Origin of the sequence: Kitasatospora sp. NPDC028055 (assembly GCF_040637885.1) — a bacterium.
Taxonomy (GTDB): domain Bacteria; phylum Actinomycetota; class Actinomycetes; order Streptomycetales; family Streptomycetaceae; genus Kitasatospora.
Genome location: NZ_JBEZXE010000022.1, coordinates 17,026 through 40,831 on the forward strand (window position 1 = coordinate 17,026; position 23,806 = coordinate 40,831).

Below are 23,806 nucleotides of genomic sequence, written 5' to 3' on the forward strand. Positions count from 1 at the left end.
TTCGGTGGGTCCACGTCGTTATGCCCAGCCTGACGGTGTTTCAGTCATGACAACCCGTCGGCATCTCAAAACCGCACCACCACCGCGCCACCCTCCCCCACCCTCCCCCTCCGTCGGCCGTACCGGCTCTGCCAGACTGTGGCGGACGTACAGGCCGGGGAACGGGGGAACCGACGGTGACGGACAGCGGGGACGGCGTTGCGGCCGTGACCTCGGCGGGGCGGCTGGTCGGCGGCCGGTACCGGCTGGCGCGGCAGCTCGGGGCGGGCGGTTTCGGCAGCGTCTGGCAGGCCCACGACGAGGTGCTCGGCGTGGACGTGGCCGTCAAGGAGGTCCAACTGCCGCCAGCCGCCTCGCCCGAGGAGCACTCCGAGCGGCTGCTGCGCGCCCAGCGGGAGGCCCGGCACGCGGCCCGGCTGCGCGACCACCCGAACGTCGTCGGCGTCCACGACGTGGTGATCGACGGCGGCGTGCCGTGGACGGTGATGCAACTGGTCGTCGGCCGGTCCCTGGAGGAGCGGATCGCCCGGGAGGGCCCGCTCCCGACCGCCGAAGCGGTGACGGTCGCCGAGGCCGTGCTCGCCGCGCTCGGCGCCGCGCACCAGGCGGGGATCGTGCACCGCGACGTGAAGCCGGCGAACATCATGCTGGCCGACGACGGCGGCGTGCTGCTCGCCGACTTCGGGATCGCCGTGCAGCAGGACCAGACCGCTCTCACCGCCTCGGGCGCCTTCATCGGCTCGGTCGACTACCTCGCGCCCGAGCGCGCCCACGGCAGCCCCGCGGCCCCGGCGGGCGACCTGTTCTCGCTCGGTGCCACGCTCTACCAGGCCGTCGAGGGCCGGCCGCCGTTCCGCCGGGACACCCCGGTGGCGACGCTCACCGCCGTGCTGTTCGAACAGGCGCCGCCGATGGCCCTGGCCGGCCCGCTGGCCCCGCTGATCGACGGCCTGCTGGCGAAGGACCCGAACGCCCGCCTCAGCGGCGCGCAGGCGGCCGCCCTGCTCGCCGAGCACCGGCCACCACTACCGCACCAGCCGCTGCCGCCGGCCCGGCCCGCGCACCCGCCGACCGCGCTCGCCACCCAACCGGTCTCCCCAGCGGTCACCCAGCCGGTCGCACCACTGGTCGCCCCGCCGACCCTCCCGGGCCGGCCGGGAGAACCGGGCCTGCCCGCACCGACCGGCCGCCGGGGGCGCCTGCTCGCGTCCGTCCTGGTGCCGGCCGGGCTGCTCGCCGTGTACGGCGTCTCGCTACTGCTGACCGGCGGCACCGTCAGCCTCGAGGCCGGCGGGAACGTGACCCCGCAGACGGTCGCCGCCATCAATCACGCGTCCGGATCGGGCTTCCCGCTGTACTCCGCGCTCGGGATCGCCGACACGGAGCGGGCCATCGGCTTCCTGTCCTGGGTGTGGCTGGTGCCCGCCCTGCTCGCCCTGGTCTGCGCGGCCGCCCTGCCGCATCGCCCGTACCCGGCCCTGCGGCGCCTCGGGTACGTCTGCGCCCTGCCGCTGCCCTGCGCTCTCATCGGCGTGGACTTCACCGTGGGCCCCGACGACCTCGCCCGCAGGCTGCCGCCCACGCTGCAGGCGAACCTCGCGCTGACCTTCGGGGCCGGCTGGTGGCTGCTGCACGCCGCCGCCGTGCTGACCCTGGCCGCCCTGATCAGGCAGCACGTCCGGACGGCGCGCGCGGACCGGGCCCCGGTCGTCCGCACAGCGACCGGGGCCCGGGGATCCGACAGCTGACGGCTACTCCACCGTCACGCTCTTCGCCAGGTTGCGCGGCTTGTCCACGTCCCGGCCGAGGGCGACCGCCGCGTGGTAGGCGAGCAGCTGGAGCGGGATGTTGAGGAGCAGCGGGTCCAGCTCGGGCTCGCTCTTGGGGACCAGGATGCAGTGGTCGGCCAGCTTGTCCTCGGGCCGGCGGTGGGCGACCGCGATGACCCGGCCGGAGCGGGCCTTGATCTCGCCGAGGGTGGTGAGGTTCTTGTCCAGCAGCTCGTCGTCCGGGACGAGGGCCACGGTCGGCAGCTCGGGGCTGATCAGGGCCAGCGGCCCGTGCTTGAGCTCGCTCGCCGGGTAGGCCTCGGCGTGGACGTAGGAGATCTCCTTGAGCTTCTGCGCGCCTTCCCGGGCCACCGGGTAGCCGCGGACCCGGCCGATGAACATCATCCCGACGGAGTCGGCGTACTCGGCCGCCAGCTTCGCGATCGCGTCGGACTGGTCGAGCACCTCGCGGATCTGGTCGGGCAGCGCCTGGAGGGCGGAGACAATCCGGCGGCCGTCGGCCGGCGAGAGGTCGTGGATCCGGCCGAAGTGCAGGGCGAGCAGGGCGAAGGCGACCACGGTGGAGGTGAACGCCTTGGTGGAGGCGACGGAGACCTCGGGCCCGGCGTGCAGGTAGATGCCGCCGTCGCACTCGCGGGCGATCGCGCTGCCCACGGTGTTCACGACGCCGAGGACCCGGCCGCCCTTGCGCTTGATCTCCTGGACGGCGGCGAGGGTGTCGTAGGTCTCGCCGGACTGGCTGACCGCGACGTACAGGGTGTCGGCCTCGATCACCGGGTTGCGGTAGCGGAACTCCGAGGCGGGCTCGCTGTGGGCGGGGATGCGGGCCAGCTCCTCGATCAGCTGGGCACCCATCTCGCCCGCGTAGTAGGCGGATCCGCAGCCGAGGATCTTCACCCGGCGGATCTCGCGCAGCTCCCGGGCGTCCAGGTTGAGGCCGCCGAGGTGGGCGGTGCTGAACCGCTCGTCGAGCCGGCCGCTGAGGGTGCGCTCGACGGAGGTGGGCTGCTCGTGGATCTCCTTGAGCAGGTAGTGGTCGTAGCCGCCGGTGTCGAAGGAGTCGATCTCCCAGTCGACGGTGGACGGCTGGCGGTGGGTGGTACGGGCGTCCGCGGTGAAGGTGCGGAAGCCGTCGGCGCGGACGGTGGCGAGCTCGCCGTCCTCCAGGTGCACCACCTGGCGGGTGTAGCGGACCAGGGCGGAGACGTCGGAGGCGGCGAACATCTCCTTCTCGCCGATGCCGAGCACGATCGGGCTGCCGTTGCGGGCGACCACGATGCGGTCGGGCTGCTCGGCGTCGAGCACCGCGATGCCGTAGGTGCCGACGACCCGGCCGAGCGCGGCGCGGACGGCGTCCTCCAGCTCGACGCCCTCGGCGGTGTGCGCGGCGATCAGGTGGGAGAGCACCTCGGTGTCGGTCTCGGAGCGGAAGACCGCGCCGTCGGCGGTGAGCTTGGCGCGCAGTTCGTCGGCGTTCTCGATGATGCCGTTGTGCACGACGGCGATCCGCTCGGCGTTGTCCAGGTGCGGGTGCGCGTTGGCGTCGCTGGGCACGCCGTGGGTGGCCCAGCGGGTGTGGCCGATGCCGGTGCCGCCCTTGAAGCGGGCCGGCACGGCGGCGGCGAGGTCGGCGACCCGGCCCTTCACCTTGCGGAGCTTGATGCCGCCGGTGCGCCCGGCGACGGCGACGCCGGCCGAGTCGTAGCCGCGGTACTCCAGCCGGGCCAGTCCTTCCAGCAGGAAGGGGGTCGCGTCCTTGGGGCCGATGTAGGCCACGATTCCGCACATGCGTGGACTCCTCCAGAAATAGCGAATGAACCCGGGGCTCAGCCGTAGACGATCCGGCGCAGCTGACGGGCCGAGAGCTCCGGCGCCGCGACGCGGCGGGCGGGCAGCTCCTCGGCGAGCCGGGCGAAGATCCGTTCGTTGGTGAGGCCGCGTGCCTGCAGCTCGCCGTGGCGGCGACGGACGTACTCCTCGGTGGTCTCGGAGAAGTACGCCAGCACCTCCGCCACGACCCGCGCCGCTTCCCGGGGCCCGAGCGGGCTGGTCCGGGAGAGGTGGGCGAGGAGGTCTTCGTGAGGGTGGGGTGAGCTCGGCACGAATGAGAACTCTAGGTGGACCGGCTCGCCGAAGCCAAAGATCTTGCCCGAATTCGGGCAGGCTTCGCGACTTTCGGCCCGGGTAACCGCGCGGACCCCCTGCCGTCACCTTCCGGACAGGCTCTTGATGCCGCGCCGAGGGCGCCCGTACCGTGACCCCCGCCACACGTGCCCGAAACACACGAACCCGAGGCACACGAACCCGAGGCACACGAACCCGAAGCACACCAACCCGAAGACCGGAGGGCTTGCTGATGTGCGGGATCACCGGATGGGTCGCCTTCGACCGCGACCTCACCGCCGAGCGCGACGTCCTCGAAGCCATGACGGCCACCCAGGTCTGCCGCGGCCCGGAGGCCGGCGGCGTCCACCTGGAGCCGCACGCCGCGCTCGGCCACCGCCGCCCCGGAGCGGCCGGAGCCGCCGACGGCGGGGCGCGGCCGCTGTCCGTCGAACACGACGGCCGCCCACTGGCCGTGCTCGCCTTCGGCGGCGAGGTCCACAACCACCGCGAGCTGCGCGCGGAACTGGAGGCGGCCGGTCACCGCTTCCGCACCCGGGACGCCGCCGAGGTCGTACTGCTCGGCTACCTGGAGTGGGGCGAGGGCCTGGCCGAGCGGCTCAACGGCGCCTACGCCTTCGCGATCTGGGACTCCCGGCACGAGGAGCTGCTGCTGGTCCGCGACCGGCTGGGCGTCAAACCGCTGCACTACCACCCCACCCCGGACGGCGTGGTGTTCGGCTCCGGCGCCGGGGCGGTGCTGGCCCACCCCGCGGTCCGCGCGGTGGTCGACCTGGACGGGCTGCGCGAACTGCTCTCGCTCACCCGCACGCCGGGCGCCACCCCGTACCGGGGCGTCCACGAGGTCCGTCCCGGGCACCTGGTCCGGGTGCGCCGCGGCGGCGTCACGGAGCGCCGCTACTGGGGGCTGGAGGCGCGCGAGCACGTCGACTCCCTGGAGTCCACGATCGCCACCGTCCGGGCCCTGCTGGAGGACATCGTCCACCGCCAGCTCGATTCGGACCTGCCGCTCTGCTCGCTGCTCTCCGGCGGCCTGGACTCCAGCGCCCTCACCGCCCTCGCCGCGGCGGCGCTGCGCCGGACGGGGGCCGGCCCGCTGCGCACCCTCGCGGTGGACTTCACCGGCCGGGACGAGGACCTCCACCCCGACCCGGCCCGCTCGACGCCGGACGGCCCGTACGCCCGGATGCTCGCCCGGCACGTCGGCGCCGAGCACGACGTGATCGCGCTGGACGCCGCCGAGCTCACCGAGCTGCGCCGCGGCCACGCCGTGCTGCGCGCCCGGGACCTCCCGGGCGGGCTCGCCGACCTGGACGCCGCCCTGCTGCTGCTCTTCCGCCGCGTCCGGGAGCGGGCCGCCGTCGCCCTGTCCGGCGAGGCCGCGGACGAGCTGTTCGGCGGCTACCCCTGGTTCCACGACCCGGCCGCGATCGCCGCCGACGACTTCCCCTGGGCCGCCCGGCTCGACGGCGGCCTGGCCGGACCTGGCTCCGCCCCGCGCGAGCAGCTGCTCGACGCCGACCTGCTGCGCAAGCTCGACCTGGCCGGCCACCGCCGGGCCCAGTACCGGACGGCGCTCGCCGAAGTCCCGCACCTGCCCTCCGCCGACCCGGTGGAACGGCGGATGCGCGAGGTGTCGTACCTCAACCTCACCCGCTTCTCCGGCGTGCTGCTCGACCGCAACGAGCGGATGAGCCGGGCCAACGGACTGGAGGTGCGGGTGCCGTTCTGCGACCACCGGCTGGTGCAGTACGTCTTCAACACGCCGTGGGCGGTGAAGACCTTCGACGGGCAGCAGAAGAGCCTGCTGCGCGCCGCCGTCCGGGACCTGCTGCCGGCCGAGGTCGCCGACCGGGTGAAGAGCCCGTACCCGATCACCGCCGACCCGCGCTACCCGCAGCTGCTGCGCGCCGACCTCGCCCGGCTCGCCGCCGAACGGACCTCCCCGGCGCTGGAGCTGCTGGACCGGCGGCGGCTGGCCGACGCGCTCGCCCCCGACACCGACCCCGGGTCGGTGCGGCTGGGCGTCGACCTGGCGCTGGACCTCGACGTCTGGCTGACGGAGTACCGGGTGACGCTGGAGCTCTGACGCACCGTCCCCCCGCACGGAGGGCGCGAGGCGCACCCGGCCCACGGCGCACCACCCCGAACGGGTGGTCCGCCGGGAGCCCCCGCCCGCCGGGAGCCGTCCCGGCCCGCCGGGGCCTCCCGGCCATGCGGTAGCGTCGCCGACACCTCCCGAATGGCGGGCGAAAACGCGGGATCGCGCTCCCGGTGCCGTCAGGATGGGAGCGAACCGTTCACCTCGATCCGCCGGGGGATCCCGTCATGCAGCCGCGAGTCTTCGCGATTCTCACCGCCGTGCTCCTGGGCGTCCTGGGCCTGGGCTCGGTGGCCGTCACCGACTGGAAGCCCGCCACGGCCGTCGCCGGTCCGGGCGCGGGTGGCGGCGCCGGTGCTGGTGCCGGTGCCCAGCCGGTCACGGTCGGCGCCGCGAGCGCCACCCCCACCGGCGACCCGGCGGTGTGGACCCGCTCGACGCTGCGCAACAAGATGATGGCCGAGATGGACGCCACCGACCCCGGTGTCGCCCTCGCCGACCTCGACCGGATCACCAAGGAGAAGCCGTACACCGTGCGCTTCTGCCACCCGATCGCGCACGAGCTCGGCCACGCGGCGGTCAAGCGCTTCAACGCCGACTTCCAGAAGGTCATCTCCTTCCCGCACGAGACCTGCGCGGCCGGCTACCTGCACGGCGCGGTCGAGGAGATGCTCAACGCCTCCACCCAGCCCGAGGTGGACCTGCTCAAGCTGTGCGCCCCCAAGAACAGCGGCCCCTGCATCCACGGCGTCGGCCACGGCACCATGTTCGTCGCCAAGCAGGACGTCGCCAAGGCGCGCGACCTGTGCAACAAGTTCACCTCCGACCAGAACCGGATCCGCTGCTCCGAGGGCCTCTTCATGCAGCTCTTCGGCCCGGACGAGGAGGACGAGCAGGCCAAGGCCAACCTGCCCGCCGACAAGCTCGCCCAGGACCCGCTGTACCCGTGCAAGGACCAGCCCTCGCTGTTCCAGTCCGCCTGCTACTTCTACGCCCCGACCTTCTACCTGTCCTCGCACGACTACCCGAACCACCCCGAGGTCTACGCCGACGCCCTCAAGTGGTGCCTCAACGGCAAGGCCAGCGGCGGGGCGGTGGACTGCAGCCGCGGGGTCGGCTCCCGGACCATGAAGTACAACCTGGACCGCGAGGACTGGGCCGCCCAGCAGTGCGCCACCGCCGCCGACGGCTGGCAGCGCAAGGCCTGCGCGGAGGGGCTGGTCAGCTACTACACGGTCAACTACACGGACGGCGGCGCGGCCGGGCGGCTCTGCGCGAAGATCACCAACAAGGAGATGCAGGGCTACTGCCGCTCCGCGGGCGGACTCTCCTCCTCCCTCGACTGACCTCGACCGACCGGTCCCGCTCCCGCCTCGTCCCGCTCCCCGGGCCCGCGCCGCACGGCGCGGGCCCGTTCCGTACCATCGGCTGACCACCCGGTGCGCCGAGGACGCCGCGCCTCCCCCACACCGCCGGAGCACGCCCGATGGACACCCGCAGGACCGACTTCCGCGCCGCCGCCCACGCCACCGCCGACCTCGTCTCCGACTACCTCGCCGAACTCCCCGGCCGTCCCGTCTGGCAGCCCATGGACGACGCGGCACGCGGCGCCCTGCTCGACGCCCCGCTGCCCGCCGAGGGCCGCCCGCTCGCCGAACTCGTCGAGGCCATCGGCCGGGACGTCCTGCCCCACCCCATGGGCAACGGCAACCCGCGCTTCTTCGGCTGGGTGAACTCCGCGCCCGCCCCCGCCGGGGTGCTCGCCACCCTCGCCGCCGCCGCGATGAACCCCAGCTCGGCCGGCGGCGACCACGCCGATGTCCACCTGGAGCGCGCCGTGGTCCGCTGGATCGCCGAACTGGTCGGCTTCCCGCACCCGGCCGGCGGCGGACTGCTCACCTCCGGCACCTCGATGGCGACCATCGTCTGCCTGGCCGCCGCCCGCAACCGGGCCGCCCGCCGGGCCGGCCACGACCTCCGCGAGGAGGGCCTGGCCGGGCTGCCGCCGCTGGTCGGCTACGTCACCGGCGAGACCCACTCCTGCGTCCGCAAGGCCGCCGAGCTCCTCGGCCTCGGCAGCCGCCACCTGCGTACCGTCGCCACCGGCCCCGACGGGCTGCTCGACCCCGCCGAACTGCGCGCCGCCGTCGAACGCGACCGCGCCGCCGGACTGCTCCCCTTCCTGGTGGTCGCCTCGGCCGGCACCGTCGGCACCGGCGCGGTGGACGCCTTCGACCCGATCGCCGACCTCTGCCAGGAGCAGGGCCTGTGGCTGCACGTCGACGGCGCGTACGGCGCCTTCGGCCGGCTCGACCCCGCCATCGCCCACCGCTACGCGGGCCTGGAGCGCGCCGACTCGCTCGCCCTCGACCCGCACAAGTGGCTCGGCGTCCCGGTGGACTGCGGCTGCGCCCTGGTCCGGGACACCGGCGAACTGCGCGGCACGTTCAGCCTCGTCCCGTCCTACCTGCGCGACGAGACGGCCGGGGAGCTCGGCTGGTTCTCCGAGTACGGCACCGAGCAGACCCGCCCGTTCCGCGCCCTCAAGGTCTGGGCCACCATCGCCCACCGCGGCCGCACCGGCCTCGCCCAGGACATCGCCCGGTGCACCGCACTCGCCCGCCGGCTCGGTGAACTCGTCGCGGCCGACGGGGAGTTGGAGCTGCTCGCGGAGGTGCAGACGTCCATCGTGGCGTTCCGCCACCGGGCGCCCGGGCTGGACGCGGCGGCCCGCGACGCCCTCAACCGCGAGCTGCCGGCCGCCGTCCAGCGGCGCGGCCGGGTCTTCGTCACCGGCGCCCGGCTCGGCGGGCACGAGATGCTCCGGGCCTGCCTGCTCAACGCCGCGACCACCGAGGAGGACCTGCGCCTGCTGGTCGACGAGGTCCGGGCCGCCGCCCGCACGCTGTTGTCGTAACACACCGGCGCCGACCTTAACCACCGAGTCACGGACGGGTCGCGATCAGGAAACACCGGTCGGGCACGGTGGAGGCCATGGAGAACTCGCAGCCTTCCGCCCACCGTGCCCGCCGCTGGCGCCGCGACACCGTCGAGCTGGCCGCCGCCTTCCTCTCCGTCACCGCGGCCGACCTGATCGCGAAGGTCGTCCTGCACGGCTCCGACGGCGCGCTCGTCCTCGCCACCTCGGCCCTCGCACTGCTCGCCGTCACCCTGCTGCACGCCTGGTGGTCCCCGCACGCCCCGCCCCCGACGACGGTCTGGCGGGTCCGCACCACCACCCTCGCCCACACCCACAGCACGCTCGCCGACCACCGGATCACCCTGCTCTCGCTCCACCGCCACCCCACGGCGGACGAGCTCTTCCTCCAAACCCCCCACTCCCTGGACCCGGCGGCCCTCACCGCCCTGCTCACCACCACCGGTCACACCGTCGAGGACACCCCGACCCGGATCGCCTGAGCGGCGCGGATCCGCTCAGTCCTCGACCTCGACGGCGGTCCGGATCTCCAGGGCCCGCTTCGCCAGGTCGTCCGGCCGGGCCGTGCCTGACGTGTCGATCACGGCGCCGACCGTCGTTCCGTCCGCCCAGATGCAGAGGGTCCGGGCGTCGGTGGAATCGCCCAGGACCGCGCAGTCCATCGCTCCGCCGAGCGGCCCGGCCGGGTAGTCCCGGCGGCTGCGCACCGGCTCCTGGGTGTCACTGGTCGAATCGGCGCCCCAGACCGCTCCGAACTGTGCGTCCAACTCCCCCCGGGCGTCCGGGAAGCCCCCCGTCATCGCGGCGACCAGCAGGGTGGTGCGGCCCGAGCCCGCGGGGCCGTAGCCCGCCACCGACACGTCCCGGTAGCGGCTCAGCGCGGTCAGGTTCCGATGCAGGCGGTTGCGCTCCGCGGTGACCTCGCTGGTGTCCGGCATCCGCTCCTGGTCACCGATCCGGTCCGCCAGCACGATCCGGTGCGCGGGCGGGGCACCCGCACCGGTGACGGCGGCCACGGTGAGCCCGGCGAACAGGGCGACGACCACCGCGCCGCCGATCCAGACGCCGCGGGACATCCTGCGGTACCAGGGCAGCGGGGCCACCGGCTCCAGGGTGTTGGCCCAGATCGCCTGGAGACCGGTGGGTCTCCCGGTCGGTTCTTCGTGCTCCGTGTCCGCCGTGTCCGCCATGTCATCCCACTTGTATCAACTGCTCAACAGGTCGCCGGATGATACGTCAGCACGCGAAGGGCCCGCACTCGCCTTTCGGAACCGGGCCGACGTCAATGGCGGCGGCGGGCGCCCGATCGGGCGCCCGCCGGTCCTGCGGCCGGGGGTCAGCCCTGGGAGGGCTGCACCACGCACACCGCGTTGCCCAGCATGCTGCCGAAGCCGCCGAGCAGCGCACCGGTGACGCTCTTGCAGGCGGCCGCCTCCTGGGGGGTCTTCGGGCCGTTGTTGCTGCTGGTGTTGATGCTGGTGTTGTTGCTGCTGGTGTTGTTGTTGCTGCCGGCGGCGGCCGCCGTCTGGGCGAGGGCGAGCGGCACGGCCAGCAGCAGGGCGCAACAGGCCGTGGCCAGTGCGGAGTTCTTCGCAAGCATGATGGAGCCCCTTCGGATCGAGACGGGTTCGGCGGAAAGCCGAGCCATCCCTATCCGAAGGGGCTCCCGCGGTCACGGATCCTGGGCCATCCGTGAGCGTGTCCGCGTCAGCGCCCGGGCGTCACGGGGTGAGCCGCTCCACCGCCCGGATGGCGGCGGCGAGTTCGAGCACCCCGTGCTCCTTGAGCACCCCGTAGTGGTCCCCGGCCAGCTCCACCACGGTGGGCGGGGCGGCCGACCAGCCGGTGCTGCCCTCGATGAAGGAGTAGTCGTCGCCCGAGGCCTTGAAGACGGTGACCGGCGCCGCCAGCCGCCGCTCGGCCAGCTCGCGGAAGCTGTACTCGAACTCGTAGGTCTCCCCGACGATCCGGGTGATCCGGCGGATCACCTCCTCGTCCAGCGCGGGCAGCATCCGGTGCACCTCGGCGACGAACGAGGACTCGTCGACCGTCCGGGCCAGGCAGCGCTCCAGCTCGGGCCCGCTGATCGCCCCGGCGAACACCGAGAACAGGATGGTCACGTACGCCGGGTTGGCGTACGAGGACTTCCGGCCGTACTCCCGGCCGTCGGCCTGCCGGACCTCCGGGTTGCCCGGGCAGATCAGCAGCAGCTGCTCCACCCGCTCGCCGGCCTGCTCCAGCTGCCAGGCCGCCTCGAAGGCGACCCGGGCGCCGAAGGAGTAGCCCCACAGGGTGTACGGGCCCTCGGGCTGCACCTGGCGCAGCTCGGCGAGGTCGGCGGCCGCCGTCTCCCGGATGGTGGCGTACGGCGTCTCGCCCTCGTTGATGCCGTGCGCCTGGACGCCGTAGAACGGGCGGCCGTCGCTCGCCTCCCGGCCGAGCAGCCGCAGGTTCATCGGGTAGCCGCCCAGCCCGGGCCAGCAGAACACCGGCCGACGCTGCTCCCCCTGCTCGCCCGGCTGCCCCTGCCCGCCCGGCTGCCCCTGCTCACCCGGCTCCCCGTGCTCGCCCGGCTCCCCCGGCGCCAGCGGGACCAGCCGCGAGGCCGGCCCGCCGTCCGAGGCCGAGATCCGGGCCGCCAGGTCCGCCAGCTTCGGGCACTCGAACACCACCTGGAGCGGCAGCGAGGTCCCGAACTCCCGGTTGATCCGGTGGACCAGCGCCACGGCGGTCAGCGAGTTGCCGCCGACGGCGAAGAACTCGTCGGTCACCGACACCTCCTCGTACTTGAGGGCCTGCCCCCAGGCCTCGGCCAGCCACCGTTCCCGCGCGGTGCGCGGGGCGACGAACTCGCCGCGCCCGCCGTCCGCGCGGACGGCCTCGGAGTCGGCCAGCGCCTTGAGGTCGACCTTGCCGTTCGCAGTGAGCGGCAGGGCGTCGACGATCAGCACCCGGTTGGGCAGCATGTAGTCGGGCAGCAGGGTGGCGAGTTCGTCCTTGATGATTTCGGCCGGGCCCTTCATGTGCACGGTGTCCTCGTGCATGCCCTCGCTGCGGATCTGCTCCTCGCTCACCTTCCCGCCGAGGAAGAAGTACGAGGCGCCGGTGGCGATGCCCGCCGCGTCGAGGATCTCGTCGATCCGGCGCGAAGCCGGCAGCGGGTGGCCGGACTTGGAGCTGTAGCCGGAGGACATGAAGCCCAGGCCCAGGCCGTTGCGCTGGAGGTGGTGCAGCTTCGTGCCGAGCGCGACGTACTCCAGCCAGTCCTCGGCGGCCCGGCTGACCGCGGTGATGCCGAACGCGGCCCGGGCGTACACGGCCTGGTTGATCGCGATCACCTGCCGGGACTCCACCACCTCGTCCGCGACCCTGGTCAACTCGCCCTCGGCGTAGCGGTAGAGGCCGGCCGGCAGGCCGTCCACCCGGTCGGCGTGGGCCTGGACGTACAGCTCGGTGTGCTCCTCGGGGGCGAGGCCGCGGTTGCGGTCGACGGTGAAGCTGCCCAGGTAGTGGTCCTCCTCGGCGACGTCCAGCCGCCGCCGGACGGCCGGGTCGAAGCCCTGCGGGCGCACCTCCAGCCCGTACTCGGGCAGCACCTCCTCCAGCACGCCCAGCATGTGCCCGGTCTCGAACTCCAGCACCTCGCGGATGTTGTTCTTGTACACCGGCTCGATCGCCCCGGTCCTCCCGGAGAAGTGCAGCGTCAGGTACGGCTCCGGGCGGGCGTCGGCGGCGCCGACCCTGATCAGGGCGTGCTCGACCGGGTGGTAGTAGTACAGCCCGGCGGCCAGCCCGTCCAGGCCGCCGGTCTCCAGGTACAGCTGGGTCGCGTAGAGCGCGCCGGGCGAGGCGTAGGCGTACTTGGGCAGCAGCCGCTCCTCGCTGTGGAACTGGCCGAACCAGCGCAGGATCCGTCCGAGTTCGGGGAGGCTCAGCAGGCCGAGCGCACGGCCGAAGGGGCCGGCCGGGCGGGGGGCGAGCAGCGCGGTGAGGTCGTCCCGGGTGACCGGGCCGCCGTCGTAGAAGCGGTAGGTCTTGCGGGCGAAGACGGCCCGCCGCTGGCTCTCGGTCTCGCGCCGGCCGGGCAGTTCCACCTTCTCCCGGCCGGCCAGCCGGGCCGGGGGCCGCAGCCCGGGGTCGGACAGCTGGGCCCTGACCTGGAGCCGGCTGGCCTTGGACTGGTGGTGGCCGCCGTGGTCGCCCTGGTCCATCAGGGCGGCCTCGCGCGGGTTCAGTTCGACGCAGGCGACCAGGTTCTGGTGGCCGGTGCGCCCGTCGGCGGTGACCACGGCGGCCGAGCGGCGGACCCAGGTGTGCTCCTCGATCGCCCGGGCGATCTCGTCCAGCTCGACCCGGTAGCCGCGCAGCTTGACCTGGTTGTCGACCCGGCCGGCGAACTGGAGGGTGCCGTCCGGGTTCCAGTGCACCAGGTCGCCGGTGCGGTAGAGCTTCTCGGCCGGGGCGAACGGGGAGGGCACGAACCGCTCGGCGGTCAGCTCCGGCCGGTGCAGGTAGCCGCGGGCCAGCTGGACGCCGCCGATGTACAGCTCGCCGACGTCCCCGAGGCCGACCGGGGCCATCCGTTCGTCCAGGACGTAGCACTGGGTGTTGTCGACCGGCCGGCCGATCGGCACCGAGCCGGGGCCGTCGCCCAGCGCGGCCGGGTCGACCAGATGGGCGGTGGCGTTGATGGTGCACTCGGTCGGGCCGTACAGGTTGACCAGCGCGGCCCCCGGCAGGGCGGCGGCCAGGTCGCGGGCCAGCCGCAGCGAGAGCGCCTCGCCGCCGGAGAACAGGCCGGTCAGGCCGGTGCAGTCGGTGAAGCCCTCGGTGTCCAGCAGGGCCTGCAGCAGGGTCGGCACGCACTGCAGGGCGGTCACGCCGTACCGGCGCACGGCGGCCACCAGCGCCTCCGGGTCCCGGTAGAGCCCGGGCGTGCCGGCCACCACCCGGGCGCCGACGGCCGGGGCGAGGATCTCCCACTGGGCGGCGTCGAAGCTCATCGGGGTCTTCTGCAGCACGGTGACCCCGGGGTCGAGGTGCCCGGCGGTGTGCAGCCAGCGCAGTTGGGAGACCACCGCCCGGTGCTCGATCTGCACGCCCTTGGGGCGGCCGGTGCTGCCGGAGGTGTAGATCACGTAGGCCGTCGACTCCGGCCGCGCCCACTCCTCGGGCCGCCCGTGCGCCGCCGGCGCCTCCTCGACGGTGAGGACCGCGGTGCCGGCCGGCAGCAGCGCGGCCAGCCGCTCGCGCAGGTGCTCCTGGGTGAGGACGATCCGGGTGCCGCTGTCCTCGATCATGTAGCGCAGCCGGTCCTCCGGGTACTCGGGCGACAGCGGCAGGTAGCCGGCCCCGGCGTACAGGACGCCCCAGGCCCCGGCGACCAGTTCCACCGAGGGCTCGACGTACAGGCCCACGCAGTCGTCCGGGCCCGCGCCCGCGCCCAGCGCGCGCAGCCGCGCGGCCAGCCCGCGGGCGCGTTCGGACAGCTCCAGGAAGGTGAGGTGGCCGTGCTCGCCGACGACGGCCGGGGACACCGGCCGGGTGCGGACCTGCCGGTCCAGCAGGCCGGTGAGGGAGGTGCCGACCGGGGCCCGGCGGGCGTGCGGGAGGTGGGTGACGTGGGTGCCGCTGGTGGCGGCGGTGGTGGCGGCGAGGTCGGTGTTGCGCATGGGAGAGCCTTCGGTGCGTGGACGTACGGACCCCGGCGGCCCTGCTCACCAGGAGCGCCGGGTACGGACTCCACCGTCGGCCGCCCGCCGTCCCGGCCGCATGAGGCACCGGTCTGGACCTGTGCCGGGTCCGTCCCGGCCGGAGGCCGGTGCTCGGCCGGGCATTCGTGCGTTCACGATCACGTAACCGGCCGGAAGCGAGCCCTCGGTAGCGTCGGACCCATGACGGCACCCCGCACCCGCCTCGAACGGCTCTGGCACCGGCCCTTCCGCAGGTCGAACCGCAGGTGCGCGGCGCCCGAAGCCCAGTCCAACCGGCCGCCCGCGCACCCCGGCGGCCCGCACCGGCCACCCCGCGGCCACTCCGCCCCGGCCGCACCGGGCGCCTCAGCCACCCAGGCCACCCAGGCCACACCGGCCGCATCGGCCCTGGACGTGTCCCGGCTGTCCCTGCCGGACGGGACCGAGCTGCTGCTGCGCCCGGCCGGCCCGGCCGACAAGGCGGCGGCCCTGGCGATGCACGAGCGCTGCTCCCCCGCCGCGCTGCGGCTGCGCTACCACGGCCCGGTCCGCGACGCCGACCGCTACCTGGAGCACCTGCTGGACCCCCGGCACGGCCGCAGCCTGGTGGTGGCCGCCCCCGACGGGCGGGTCCTCGCCCTCGGGCACCTGATGTGGGACGGGGACGAAGCGGAGCTGGCCGTGCTGGTCGAGGACGCCTGGCAGCGGCACGGGCTCGGCCTGGCGCTGCTCCGGCGGCTGACCGCGGTGGCCCGGGCGGCCGGGATCGGCACGGTGTACGCGGTGACCCAGGCCGCCAACACCGGGCTGATCACCGCGATGCGCCGGCTGGCGGCGCCGCTGGACTTCCACTGCGAGGACGGCACCCTGGTGATCACCGCCACCCTGGCCGCCGGAGCCGCGCCCGCCGCCGCCTCCGCACCCGCTCCGGGCCGCTGATCATTTCTTCACCACATCCTTACCGGCTGTCCCGGGAACCCGGGGCAGCCGACGGAGCGTCCTTCCCCGCGGCAGCGGTCCCTCCGTACACCGCCCTCCTTGACGGGCCGTCAGCAGCCCTGGCGGCGGCGTCGCAGCTGGCGGCGTGGGGTCCGGATCGTCCGGCCGGGCTACGGAGTCGGTAGGCTGGCCCCGTCCCCGCCGCCCGACGGCCCGTTATCCGGCCGACAGGCGGTGCCGCAGCAAGGAGGAACCACTGAGCATGGCAGGCACCGAATCGGAGCCCACAGGCGCACGCGACGCCTCGCTGCCGGCCCGCGCCAAGATCGCGGTCACGGCCGGTAAGGTCGCCGCCGCCGTGTCCCGCAAGGCCGGTCGCGGGAGCGGCTCGGTGATCGGCGGCAAGGTCGCCCTCAGGCTCGACCCCGACCTGCTCGCCACCCTCGCCGACCACCTCGACGTCGTCCTGGTCAGCGCCACCAACGGCAAGACCACCACCACCCGCCTGATCGCCGAGGCGCTGCGCGCCGCCGGCCCGGTGGTCTCCAACGCCCTGGGCGCCAACATGCCGGCCGGCATCACCTCCGCCCTGGCCGGTGGCACGGAGGCCCGCTTCGGCGTGATCGAGGTCGACGAGAAGTACCTGGCGACGGTCGCCCGCGACACCCACCCCAAGGCGATCGCCCTGCTCAACCTCTCCCGCGACCAGCTCGACCGCGCCGCCGAGACCCGCATGATGGCGGAGAAGTGGCGCGAGGGCCTCCAGGACACCGAGGCCGTGGTCATCGCCAACGCCGACGACCCGCTGGTGACCTGGGCCGCCTCCTCCTGCAAGAAGGTGGTCTGGGTGGCCGCCGGACAGGCCTGGAAGGAGGACGCCTGGTCCTGCCCCGCGTGCGGCGGTGTGATGCAGCGCCCCGGCGACGACTGGTTCTGCCAGGACTGCGGCTTCCGGCGCCCCAACCCGCACTGGGCGCTCCAGGGCACCCACGTGATCGACCCGCAGCGCGGCGCCTGGCCGATCCAGCTGCAGCTGCCCGGCCGGGCCAACCTGGCCAACGCCACCAGCTCGGCCGCCGTCGCCGCCGTGTTCGGCGTCTCCCCGCAGGTCGCCCTGGAGCGGATGCGCTCGGTGTCCGCCGTGGCCGGCCGCTACGACGTGGTGCAGTACCAGGGCCGGGACATCCGGCTGCTGCTCGCCAAGAACCCGGCCGGCTGGCTGGAGACCTTCTCGCTGATCGACGGCCCGCCGGCCCCGGTGATCCTCTCGGTCAACGCCCTCGACGCCGACGGCACCGACACCTCCTGGCTGTGGGACGTCGACTACGAGCGCCTCGCCGGGCACCCGATCTTCGTGATGGGCCAGCGCAAGCTGGACCTGGCCGTCCGCCTGGAGGTCGCCGGGCTGCAGTTCCACGTCGTGGACACCCTGGAGCAGGCCGTCCGGATGGCCCCGCCCGGCCGGATCGAGGCCATCGCCAACTACACCGCCTTCCAGCAGCTGCGGAAGGTCGTGGCCGGCTGATGCCGCGCCCGCACACCAGTCTTTTCGTGACGGAAGGCCTTCGAGGATGAGTGAGAGCAGCCTGCGCGTGGTCTGGGTCTACCCGGACCTGCTCAGCACCTACGGCGACCGCGGCAACGCCCTGGTCGTGGAGCGCCGGGCCCGCCAGCGCCATCTCAACGTGACCCGGATCGACGTCCGCTCCGACCAGGCGATCCCCACCAGCGGGGACATCTACCTGATCGGCGGCGGCGAGGACCGCCCGCAGCGACTGGCCGCCGAGCGGCTGCGCGCCGACAGCGGCCTGGTGCGGGCCGCCGAGAACGGCGCGATCATCTTCGGCGTCTGCGCCGGTTTCCAGATCATGGGCCACGAGTTCGTCAACGACCTCGGCGAGCGCGAGCCCGGCCTCGGCCTGCTGGACGTCTGGACCACCCGGGGCGAGGGCGCCCGCTGCGTCGGCGACGTGCTCGCCGACGTGGACCCGCGGCTCGGCCTGCCGCAGCTGACCGGCTTCGAGAACCACCAGGGCGTCACCCACCTCGGCCAGGGCGTCCAGCCGTTCGCGACCGTCACCGTCGGCCGCGGCAACGGCACCGGCGACGGCACCGAGGGCGCCTGGCGGGACACCGTCTTCGGCACCTACCTGCACGGCCCGGTGCTGGCCCGCAACCCCGCCGTCGCCGACATGCTGATCAGGCTGGCCCTGGACGTCAACGCCCTGCCGCCGGCCGACACCACCTGGTACGACGCGCTGCGCGCCGAGCGCATCGCCGCCACGGCGCGCCCCGCGTAGTACCCCGTAGTGCCCACGTAGTACCCCCGTAGTACCCACCCTCACGACGCACCCCGCGTCGTACGACCGAACGCCCCGCCCGGGTGCCCGCGATGCGGTCACCCGGCCCGCGGGCGGCCCCGGACGTACGACAATGGGGCTGCCGGCTGCACACCCTCCTCGGCAGCAGGCTGCAATTCCGCGCGGGGGCGCCGACGGCGCCGCTCCCGCGTCGGCTCCTGCCCGGCCGGACCAGGGGCCGTATGCTCGACTTCACGGCCGTTTTCGGATGCTCTGTCCGGATCCGGCCGGTGCTTCACCCCGAGGCAACCTCCCCGTCACCCCGGTGGGGAAGGCCTCGTCGCGGTGACGGCTCGTCGTCCCAGCCTGTAGTCCGGCCGTTTCCTCGGTTCTGCTCGGGAGTTGCAAAGCTAATGCGTATCGGAGTGCTGACCAGCGGCGGTGACTGCCCCGGCCTGAACGCGGTGATCCGTTCCGTGGTCCACCGGGGGGTGGTCGACCACGGCGACGAGATCATCGGGTTCGAGGACGGTTGGCGCGGTTTCCTCGAAGGGCACCACCGCCCCCTGACCCTCGACTCGGTGAGCGGCATCCTGGCCCAGGGCGGCACCATCCTCGGGTCCTCCCGGGTGCAGCCGAGCCACCTGCGGGACGGCGTCGAGCGGGCCAAGAAGTACTGCTCCGACCTCGGCCTGGACGCCGTGATCCCGATCGGCGGCGAGGGCACCCTCAAGGCCGCCAAGCTGATGAGCGACGCGGGCCTGCCGATCGTCGGCGTGCCCAAGACCATCGACAACGACATCGCCGCCACCGACGTGACCTTCGGCTTCGACACCGCCGTCTCGGTCGCCACCGAGGCCCTCGACCGCTTGAAGACCACCGCCGAGTCCCACCAGCGGGTCATGGTCGTCGAGGTCATGGGCCGGCACACCGGCTGGATCGCGCTGAACGCGGGCATGGCGGCCGGCGCGCACGCCATCGTCGTCCCGGAACGCCCGTTCCACATCGAGAAGCTCACCGCCGTGGTCCGCGAGCGCTTCGACCGGCAGAAGAAGTTCGCCATCGTGGTCTGCGCCGAGGGCGCCAAGCCCGAGCCCGGCACCATGCACTGGGAGGAGGGCACCAAGGACATCTACGGCCACGAGCGCTTCACCGGCATCGCCACCCAGCTCTCCCGCGAACTGGAGCACCGCCTCGGCAAGGAGGCCCGCCCGGTCATCCTCGGCCACACCCAGCGCGGTGGCACCCCCACCGCCTACGACCGGGTGCTCGCCACCCGCTTCGGCTGGCACGCCGTCGAGGCCGTCCACAAGGGCGCCTTCGGGCACATCACCGCGCTCCAGGGCACCAACATCAACCTGGTGCCGCTGGCCGAGGCCGTCGCCGAGCTCAAGACCGTCCCGCAGGAGCGCTACCAGGAGGCCGAGACGGTCCTCTGACCGCCGCCGCCCCTCCCCCGGCTCGACACCGGACCCCCGGCCCCCGGACCGCACCCCGCGGCTCCGGGGGCCGTCGTGCGGCCTTCGGGCAGCCGTCGTGCAGCTGACGGGCACATCCGCGGCGGCCCCGTTAGCGTGGGCCGCAGGAGCCCTCCCCGGAAGGACGTCGCATGGAGATCCTGGCGTACGGAGTGCAGGCCGACGAACGGCCGCTGCTGGAACGGGCCTTCGCCGGCCGGCACGAACTGCGCTGCCTGGACGTGTTCCTCAACCGCGACACCGCCCCGCTCGCCGCCGGCCACCCCGCCGTCAGCAGCAGCGTCAACGCCGTCCTCGACGCCGAGACCCTGGCCGTCCTCGCCGCCGGCGGCACCCGGCTGATCGCCCAGCGCTCCACCGGCTTCAACAACATCGACCTCGACGCCGCCGCCGACCTCGGCCTCACCGTCGCCCGGGTCTCCCACTACAGCCCGTACGCCGTCGCCGAACACGCCTGGGCCCTGGCGATGGCCGTCAACCGGCGGATCGTCCGCGCCGCCGGCCGGACCCGCGAGTTCGACTTCCGCCTCGACGGACTGCTCGGCCGGGACGTCCACGGCATGACCGTCGGCGTGATCGGCACCGGCAAGATCGGCGAGTGCTTCGCCCGGATCGCGGCCGGCTTCGGCACCGAACTCCTCGGCTGGGACATCGCCGAGAACCCGGCCTGCCGCGAACTCGGCATGCACTACACCGAGTTGCCCGAACTCCTCACCCGCGCCGACCTGATCAGCCTGCACGTCCCGCTGGTCCCGGCCACCCACCACCTGATCGACACCGCCGCCCTCGCCCGGATGAAGGACGACGCCATCCTCGTCAACTCCAGCCGCGGCGGCCTCGTCGACAGCGCCGCCCTGGTCGAGACCCTGCGCTCCGGCCGCCTCTCCGGCGTCGGCCTGGACGTCTACGAGGAGGAGACCGGCGTCTTCTTCACCGACCGCTCCATCCAGGGCATCACCGACGACGTCCTCGCCCGCCTCGTCACCTTCCCCCAGGTCCTGGTCACCAGCCACCAGGCCTACTTCACCCGGACCGCCGTCGGCCAGATCATCGACGCAACCGCCCGCAACATCGACGACTTCGCCGCCGGCCGTACCAACGAGAACACCCTCGTCCCGCGCGGCTGACCCGGCGGACGAGGTCGTTCGCCGGGCCGGGACCGTCGGCCCGGCGATCTGCTAGCGTCCCGCACATGATCAAGACCGTGCCGTTCACCGGCGGCGAGAAGGAAAGCCTGCACACGGCCCTGGACCGGCACCGTGACGTGGTGGTGTGGAAGGTCCAGGGCCTGGACGACGAGCAGTTGCGGCGGCCGATGACGCCCTCGGGGACGAGTCTGCTGGGCCTGGTCAAGCACCTGGCCGGCGCCGAACTCGGCTGGTTCCGGGAGACCTTCGGCCGGGAGACCGGGCCGCTGCCGTTCGACCTCGACGCGGACGAGAGCTCCGACATGCGGATCGAGCCGCACGAGTCGACGGCGGAGGTGCTGGCCTTCTACGCCCGCGCCCGGGCCGCCGCCGACGAGGTGATCGAGGAACTCGACCTGGAGTCCACCGGCACCTCCTGGTCGGGCCGGACGGTCTCGCTGCGCTGGGTGCTCATCCACATGGCCACCGAGACCGCCCGGCACGCCGGGCACCTGGACATCCTGCGCGAACTCACCGACGGCGCCACCGGGGACCACGACCGGAGCTGACCCGGGGGCCTCGGCCGACGGCTACTCGGCCGACGGCTACTCGGTCGGGGCCAACTCCGCCGCCAGCTGCCGCAGTTCGGGCCCGTACTCCGGGTTGGCGAGGGCCGCCGCGAACTGCGCCCGCAGGTAGGCGGCGGGGTTGCCGGTGTCGTACCAGGTGCCGGCGATGACCTGCCCGTAGACGGCCCGGCGGGCCGCGTAGGCGTTGATGGCGTCGGTCAGGTAGACCTCGTCCTCGGGCTTCTCGTGCCAGCGGCGGGTGAGTTCGCGCAGCTCGTCGACGATGCCGGGGGTGATGACGTACCCGCCGATGGCGGCGTACCCGGAGGGGGCGTCGACCGGCTTGGGCTTCTCGACCAGGCCGGTGATCCGCAGCGAGCCGCCGCCGAGGTCCTCCTTCACCACCGGGACGCCGTAACGGTAGGAGTCCTCGGGCGCCATCGGCATCAGCGCGAGCACCGGCGCGTTGGTCTGCTCGAAGGCCCGGATCAGCTGCTGCGCGCGGGGCACCTCGGCGACGAACACGTCGTCCGGCCACAGCACCAGGCAGGGCTCGTCGCCGAAGTGCCGGGCGGCGTTGAGCACCGGGGTGCCGTTGCCGTACGGGCCGTGCTGGTAGAGGTAGCTGATGTGCCCCTTGCGGGACAGCTCCCCGACCTCCTCGACCGCGTCCGCGAACGCCGCCTTGCCGTCCCGGCGCAGCTGCTCGACCAGCACCGGGTTGGGACGGAAGTGCTCCTGGATCAGGCCCTTGTCGCCGTTGACGACGATGGTGATGTCGGTGATGCCGCTCTCGATCAGCTCGCGCACGGTGTGCTCGATCACCGGCTTGTCGCCGACCGGCAGCATCTCCTTCGGGGTGGCCTTGGTCAGCGGCAGCAGGCGGGAGCCCAGCCCGGCGGCGGGGATGACGGCACGGCGGATGGTCCTGGGGGCCATGTGATGCTCTCTCATGTCGATGGTGCTGAGCCGCAGTTGAGCGGCACCGCGACCGACGCTACCAAGGATCACGCCATGATCATCACCGCCCGTCGGGGGCGGCGGACGCCACCGCCGCCCCCCGCACCGGCCGTTCACCCGGACCGGGTAAAGGCCGCCTCTCCGGTCGTTTCCGCGACCGTCTCCCCGGCCGCTCCCCCGGTCCGCCGCACCGCCAGGGTCAGCAGCGCGAGCCCGGCGAACAGCGCGGCGGCGATCAGCCCGTTGACCTGCAGCCCGGCCGTGAACGCCGAACGCGCGCCGCGCAGCAGCTCGGCGCCCTGCTCGGCGGGCAGGTGCCGGGCCGCCTCGACCGCGGCGGCCGGCGAGTCGGAGCCGCCGCCGGTACGGTCGTGGTAGACCGCCGCGGCGACGGTGCCGAGCACCGCGAAGCCGAGCGAGCCGCCGAAGTAGTTGCCGGTCTCCGACATCGCCGCCGCCGAGCCCGCCCGCTCCGGCGGCACCGCGTCGAGGACCAGCCCGGTTCCCAGGGCGAACAGCGGCCCGGTGCCCAGCGCCAGCAGCGCGATGCCGGTCATCACCAGCGGCAGCGAGCCCGCGTCCCCGTCCACGGCGACCAGCAGCAGGGCGCCCAGCGCCGAGAGCGCCAGCCCGCCGGCGATCGCGCTGTTCGGCCGCACCCGGCCGACCAGCCGCGGCGCGGCCAGGGTGCCGGCCGCCACCGCCAGGCCCATCGGCGCGAACAGCACGGCCGAGGCGAACGGCGAGTGGCCCAGCACGCTCTGCAGGTACTGGGTGACCAGCAGCCCGGTGCCGGCCATCGCCGTCCCGGCCAGGACCAGCGAGACCAGCACCGCCGCGAACGGCCGGTTGCGCAGCAGCCGCAGGTCCAACAACGGCTGCTCCATACCCAGTTGACGCCGGACGAAGAGGTAGCCGAGGCCGGCGCCGAGCAGCAGGGCGGCCACCGGGATGCCGGTCGCGCCCCCGACCGGCAGCTGCTTGACCCCGTACAGCACCAGCAGCACCGCCGCCAGCGACAACCCGACCCCGGCCAGGTCCGGCCGCCCGGCCGCCCCGCCGCGGAACTCGGGCAGCAGCCACGGCCCGGCCGCCAGCAGCAGCGCCATCGCCGGGACGGCGGCCAGGAACACCGACCCCCACCAGAAGTGCTGGAGCAGCAGCCCGGCCAGCACGGGCCCCAGCGCGCCGCCGGCGAACTGGCAGGTCGCCCAGACGGCGACGGCCCGCCCGCGTTCGCGCTCGTCCCGGAACATGTTGGTGATCAGCGCCAGCGTGGACGGCGCCAGCGTCGCCCCGGCCACGCCCAGCAGGGCCCGGACCACGATCAGCATCAGCGGGTCGACCGCGAGGGCGGCGACCACCGACAGCACCGCGAAGGCCGCCGCGCCGGTCAGCAGCAGGCGTCGACGGCCGATCCGGTCGCCCAGCGTGCCCATGGTGATCACCAGCCCGGCCACCATCAGCCCGTAGCCGTCGCTGATCCACAGCTGTTCGACGGCGGAGGCGCCCAGGTCGGCGCTCAGCCTCGGCAGGGCGAGCAGCAGCGCCGTCACGTCCATCGCGACCACCAGGGTCGGCAGCATCAGCAGGGCCAGCCCCAGCCGGGCCCGGTTCGCTCTCATCGCGTGCTCCTCATCGTCTCTCGGATCGGGTTCCGCACACCGGTCGGTCGGAGCGGCCGGGGACTTCTCGACATCGGAGCACCGAGGACCTGATGAGACCCAAGGGACCGGAGGAGACCCAAGGGCTGCGACGAAACCCGAGGGCCGGGACGAAACCCGTGG

General features: G+C 73.8%; 18 protein-coding genes. 11 read left to right on the forward strand and 7 right to left on the reverse strand.

Annotation, left to right across the window (positions count from 1 at the left end):
- Positions 1-176: 176 nt before the first annotated feature.
- A complete protein-coding gene (locus AB0F71_RS21905; protein ID WP_360237010.1) occupies positions 177-1,748 on the forward strand; it encodes a serine/threonine-protein kinase in 1,572 nt (523 codons plus the stop codon).
- A gap of 3 nt (positions 1,749-1,751) precedes the next feature.
- Here the strand turns inward: AB0F71_RS21905 and glmS are convergent, their stop codons facing one another.
- Positions 1,752-3,578 carry a glutamine--fructose-6-phosphate transaminase (isomerizing) gene (gene glmS, locus AB0F71_RS21910; protein WP_360237013.1) on the reverse strand — a complete coding sequence of 609 codons (1,827 nt, stop codon included), beginning with the start codon at positions 3,576-3,578 and terminating at the stop codon, positions 1,752-1,754.
- 38 nt (positions 3,579-3,616) lie between these two features.
- Positions 3,617-3,892: a hypothetical protein gene (locus AB0F71_RS21915; protein WP_360237016.1), complete on the reverse strand. Its 276-nt coding sequence runs from the start codon at positions 3,890-3,892 to the stop codon at positions 3,617-3,619.
- A gap of 254 nt (positions 3,893-4,146) precedes the next feature.
- Here AB0F71_RS21915 and asnB point away from each other — a divergent pair, with 254 nt between their 5' ends.
- The 4 genes from asnB (at position 4,147) to AB0F71_RS21935 (ending at position 9,435) form a co-directional block, all read left to right on the forward strand.
- Positions 4,147-6,003: an asparagine synthase (glutamine-hydrolyzing) gene (gene asnB / locus AB0F71_RS21920; RefSeq protein WP_360237019.1), complete on the forward strand. Its 1,857-nt coding sequence runs from the start codon at positions 4,147-4,149 to the stop codon at positions 6,001-6,003.
- A gap of 239 nt (positions 6,004-6,242) precedes the next feature.
- Entirely contained in the window at positions 6,243-7,361 is a 1,119-nt protein-coding gene (locus AB0F71_RS21925) for a hypothetical protein (protein WP_360237022.1), read from the forward strand.
- 140 nt (positions 7,362-7,501) lie between these two features.
- A complete protein-coding gene (locus AB0F71_RS21930; RefSeq protein ID WP_360237025.1) occupies positions 7,502-8,932 on the forward strand; it encodes a pyridoxal-dependent decarboxylase in 1,431 nt (476 codons plus the stop codon).
- Between the two features lie 77 nt (positions 8,933-9,009).
- Positions 9,010-9,435 (forward strand): hypothetical protein, encoded by a 426-nt coding sequence (locus AB0F71_RS21935; RefSeq protein ID WP_360237028.1) that lies wholly within the window; start codon positions 9,010-9,012, stop codon positions 9,433-9,435.
- A 15-nt stretch (positions 9,436-9,450) separates the two neighbouring features.
- On the opposite strand, the gene AB0F71_RS21940 is transcribed toward AB0F71_RS21935, so the two are convergent.
- From AB0F71_RS21940 to AB0F71_RS21950, 3 genes are all read right to left on the reverse strand, one after another.
- Positions 9,451-10,143: a hypothetical protein gene (locus AB0F71_RS21940; protein ID WP_360237031.1), complete on the reverse strand. Its 693-nt coding sequence runs from the start codon at positions 10,141-10,143 to the stop codon at positions 9,451-9,453.
- 146 nt (positions 10,144-10,289) lie between these two features.
- Positions 10,290-10,553 (reverse strand): hypothetical protein, encoded by a 264-nt coding sequence (locus AB0F71_RS21945; RefSeq protein WP_360237034.1) that lies wholly within the window; start codon positions 10,551-10,553, stop codon positions 10,290-10,292.
- Positions 10,554-10,674: 121 nt separating this feature from the next.
- The gene (locus AB0F71_RS21950) at positions 10,675-14,625 is read right to left on the reverse strand and encodes an amino acid adenylation domain-containing protein (RefSeq protein WP_360237037.1); all 3,951 of its coding nucleotides are present in this window, start codon (positions 14,623-14,625) and stop codon (positions 10,675-10,677) included.
- Positions 14,626-14,847: 222 nt separating this feature from the next.
- On the opposite strand from AB0F71_RS21950, the gene AB0F71_RS21955 reads away from it, so the two are divergent.
- From AB0F71_RS21955 to AB0F71_RS21980, 6 genes are all read left to right on the forward strand, one after another.
- Positions 14,848-15,585 (forward strand): GNAT family N-acetyltransferase, encoded by a 738-nt coding sequence (locus tag AB0F71_RS21955; RefSeq protein WP_360237040.1) that lies wholly within the window; start codon positions 14,848-14,850, stop codon positions 15,583-15,585.
- Positions 15,586-15,847: 262 nt separating this feature from the next.
- The gene (locus AB0F71_RS21960; protein ID WP_360237043.1) at positions 15,848-17,110 is read left to right on the forward strand and encodes a MurT ligase domain-containing protein; all 1,263 of its coding nucleotides are present in this window, start codon (positions 15,848-15,850) and stop codon (positions 17,108-17,110) included.
- 46 nt (positions 17,111-17,156) lie between these two features.
- On the forward strand, positions 17,157-17,885 hold the full coding sequence (locus AB0F71_RS21965; RefSeq protein ID WP_360237046.1) for a glutamine amidotransferase: 729 nt from the start codon (positions 17,157-17,159) through the stop codon (positions 17,883-17,885).
- A gap of 413 nt (positions 17,886-18,298) precedes the next feature.
- Positions 18,299-19,324, forward strand: coding sequence for a 6-phosphofructokinase (locus AB0F71_RS21970; protein WP_360237049.1), 1,026 nt, complete (start codon positions 18,299-18,301; stop codon positions 19,322-19,324).
- A gap of 170 nt (positions 19,325-19,494) precedes the next feature.
- On the forward strand, positions 19,495-20,490 hold the full coding sequence (locus tag AB0F71_RS21975; protein WP_360237052.1) for a 2-hydroxyacid dehydrogenase: 996 nt from the start codon (positions 19,495-19,497) through the stop codon (positions 20,488-20,490).
- Between the two features lie 65 nt (positions 20,491-20,555).
- On the forward strand, positions 20,556-21,059 hold the full coding sequence (locus AB0F71_RS21980; RefSeq protein WP_360237055.1) for a DinB family protein: 504 nt from the start codon (positions 20,556-20,558) through the stop codon (positions 21,057-21,059).
- Between the two features lie 36 nt (positions 21,060-21,095).
- On the opposite strand, the gene AB0F71_RS21985 is transcribed toward AB0F71_RS21980, so the two are convergent.
- Together AB0F71_RS21985 and AB0F71_RS21990 are read right to left on the reverse strand one after the other, a co-directional pair.
- The gene (locus tag AB0F71_RS21985) at positions 21,096-21,998 is read right to left on the reverse strand and encodes a UTP--glucose-1-phosphate uridylyltransferase (RefSeq protein ID WP_360237213.1); all 903 of its coding nucleotides are present in this window, start codon (positions 21,996-21,998) and stop codon (positions 21,096-21,098) included.
- A 134-nt stretch (positions 21,999-22,132) separates the two neighbouring features.
- On the reverse strand, positions 22,133-23,644 hold the full coding sequence (locus AB0F71_RS21990; RefSeq protein WP_360237058.1) for an MFS transporter: 1,512 nt from the start codon (positions 23,642-23,644) through the stop codon (positions 22,133-22,135).
- Between the last annotated feature and the right edge of the window lie 162 nt (positions 23,645-23,806).

Excerpts from the sequence above, each read along its gene's own strand:
- AB0F71_RS21945 (WP_360237034.1), bottom strand. The coding sequence starts at position 10,553 with ATGCTTGCGAAGAACTCCGCACTGGCCACGGCCTGTTGCGCCCTGCTG.
- AB0F71_RS21965 (WP_360237046.1), top strand. The coding sequence starts at position 17,157 with ATGAGTGAGAGCAGCCTGCGCGTGGTCTGGGTCTACCCGGACCTGCTC.
- AB0F71_RS21980 (WP_360237055.1), top strand. The coding sequence starts at position 20,556 with ATGATCAAGACCGTGCCGTTCACCGGCGGCGAGAAGGAAAGCCTGCAC.
- AB0F71_RS21935 (WP_360237028.1), top strand. The coding sequence starts at position 9,010 with ATGGAGAACTCGCAGCCTTCCGCCCACCGTGCCCGCCGCTGGCGCCGC.
- AB0F71_RS21940 (WP_360237031.1), bottom strand. The coding sequence starts at position 10,143 with ATGGCGGACACGGCGGACACGGAGCACGAAGAACCGACCGGGAGACCC.
- AB0F71_RS21975 (WP_360237052.1), top strand. The coding sequence starts at position 19,495 with ATGGAGATCCTGGCGTACGGAGTGCAGGCCGACGAACGGCCGCTGCTG.
- AB0F71_RS21985 (WP_360237213.1), bottom strand. The coding sequence starts at position 21,998 with ATGGCCCCCAGGACCATCCGCCGTGCCGTCATCCCCGCCGCCGGGCTG.
- AB0F71_RS21955 (WP_360237040.1), top strand. The coding sequence starts at position 14,848 with ATGACGGCACCCCGCACCCGCCTCGAACGGCTCTGGCACCGGCCCTTC.
- AB0F71_RS21990 (WP_360237058.1), bottom strand. The coding sequence starts at position 23,644 with ATGAGAGCGAACCGGGCCCGGCTGGGGCTGGCCCTGCTGATGCTGCCG.
- AB0F71_RS21950 (WP_360237037.1), bottom strand. The coding sequence starts at position 14,625 with ATGCGCAACACCGACCTCGCCGCCACCACCGCCGCCACCAGCGGCACC.
- glmS (WP_360237013.1), bottom strand. The coding sequence starts at position 3,578 with ATGTGCGGAATCGTGGCCTACATCGGCCCCAAGGACGCGACCCCCTTC.
- AB0F71_RS21970 (WP_360237049.1), top strand. The coding sequence starts at position 18,299 with ATGCGTATCGGAGTGCTGACCAGCGGCGGTGACTGCCCCGGCCTGAAC.
- AB0F71_RS21930 (WP_360237025.1), top strand. The coding sequence starts at position 7,502 with ATGGACACCCGCAGGACCGACTTCCGCGCCGCCGCCCACGCCACCGCC.
- AB0F71_RS21925 (WP_360237022.1), top strand. The coding sequence starts at position 6,243 with ATGCAGCCGCGAGTCTTCGCGATTCTCACCGCCGTGCTCCTGGGCGTC.
- AB0F71_RS21960 (WP_360237043.1), top strand. The coding sequence starts at position 15,848 with ATGGCAGGCACCGAATCGGAGCCCACAGGCGCACGCGACGCCTCGCTG.
- asnB (WP_360237019.1), top strand. The coding sequence starts at position 4,147 with ATGTGCGGGATCACCGGATGGGTCGCCTTCGACCGCGACCTCACCGCC.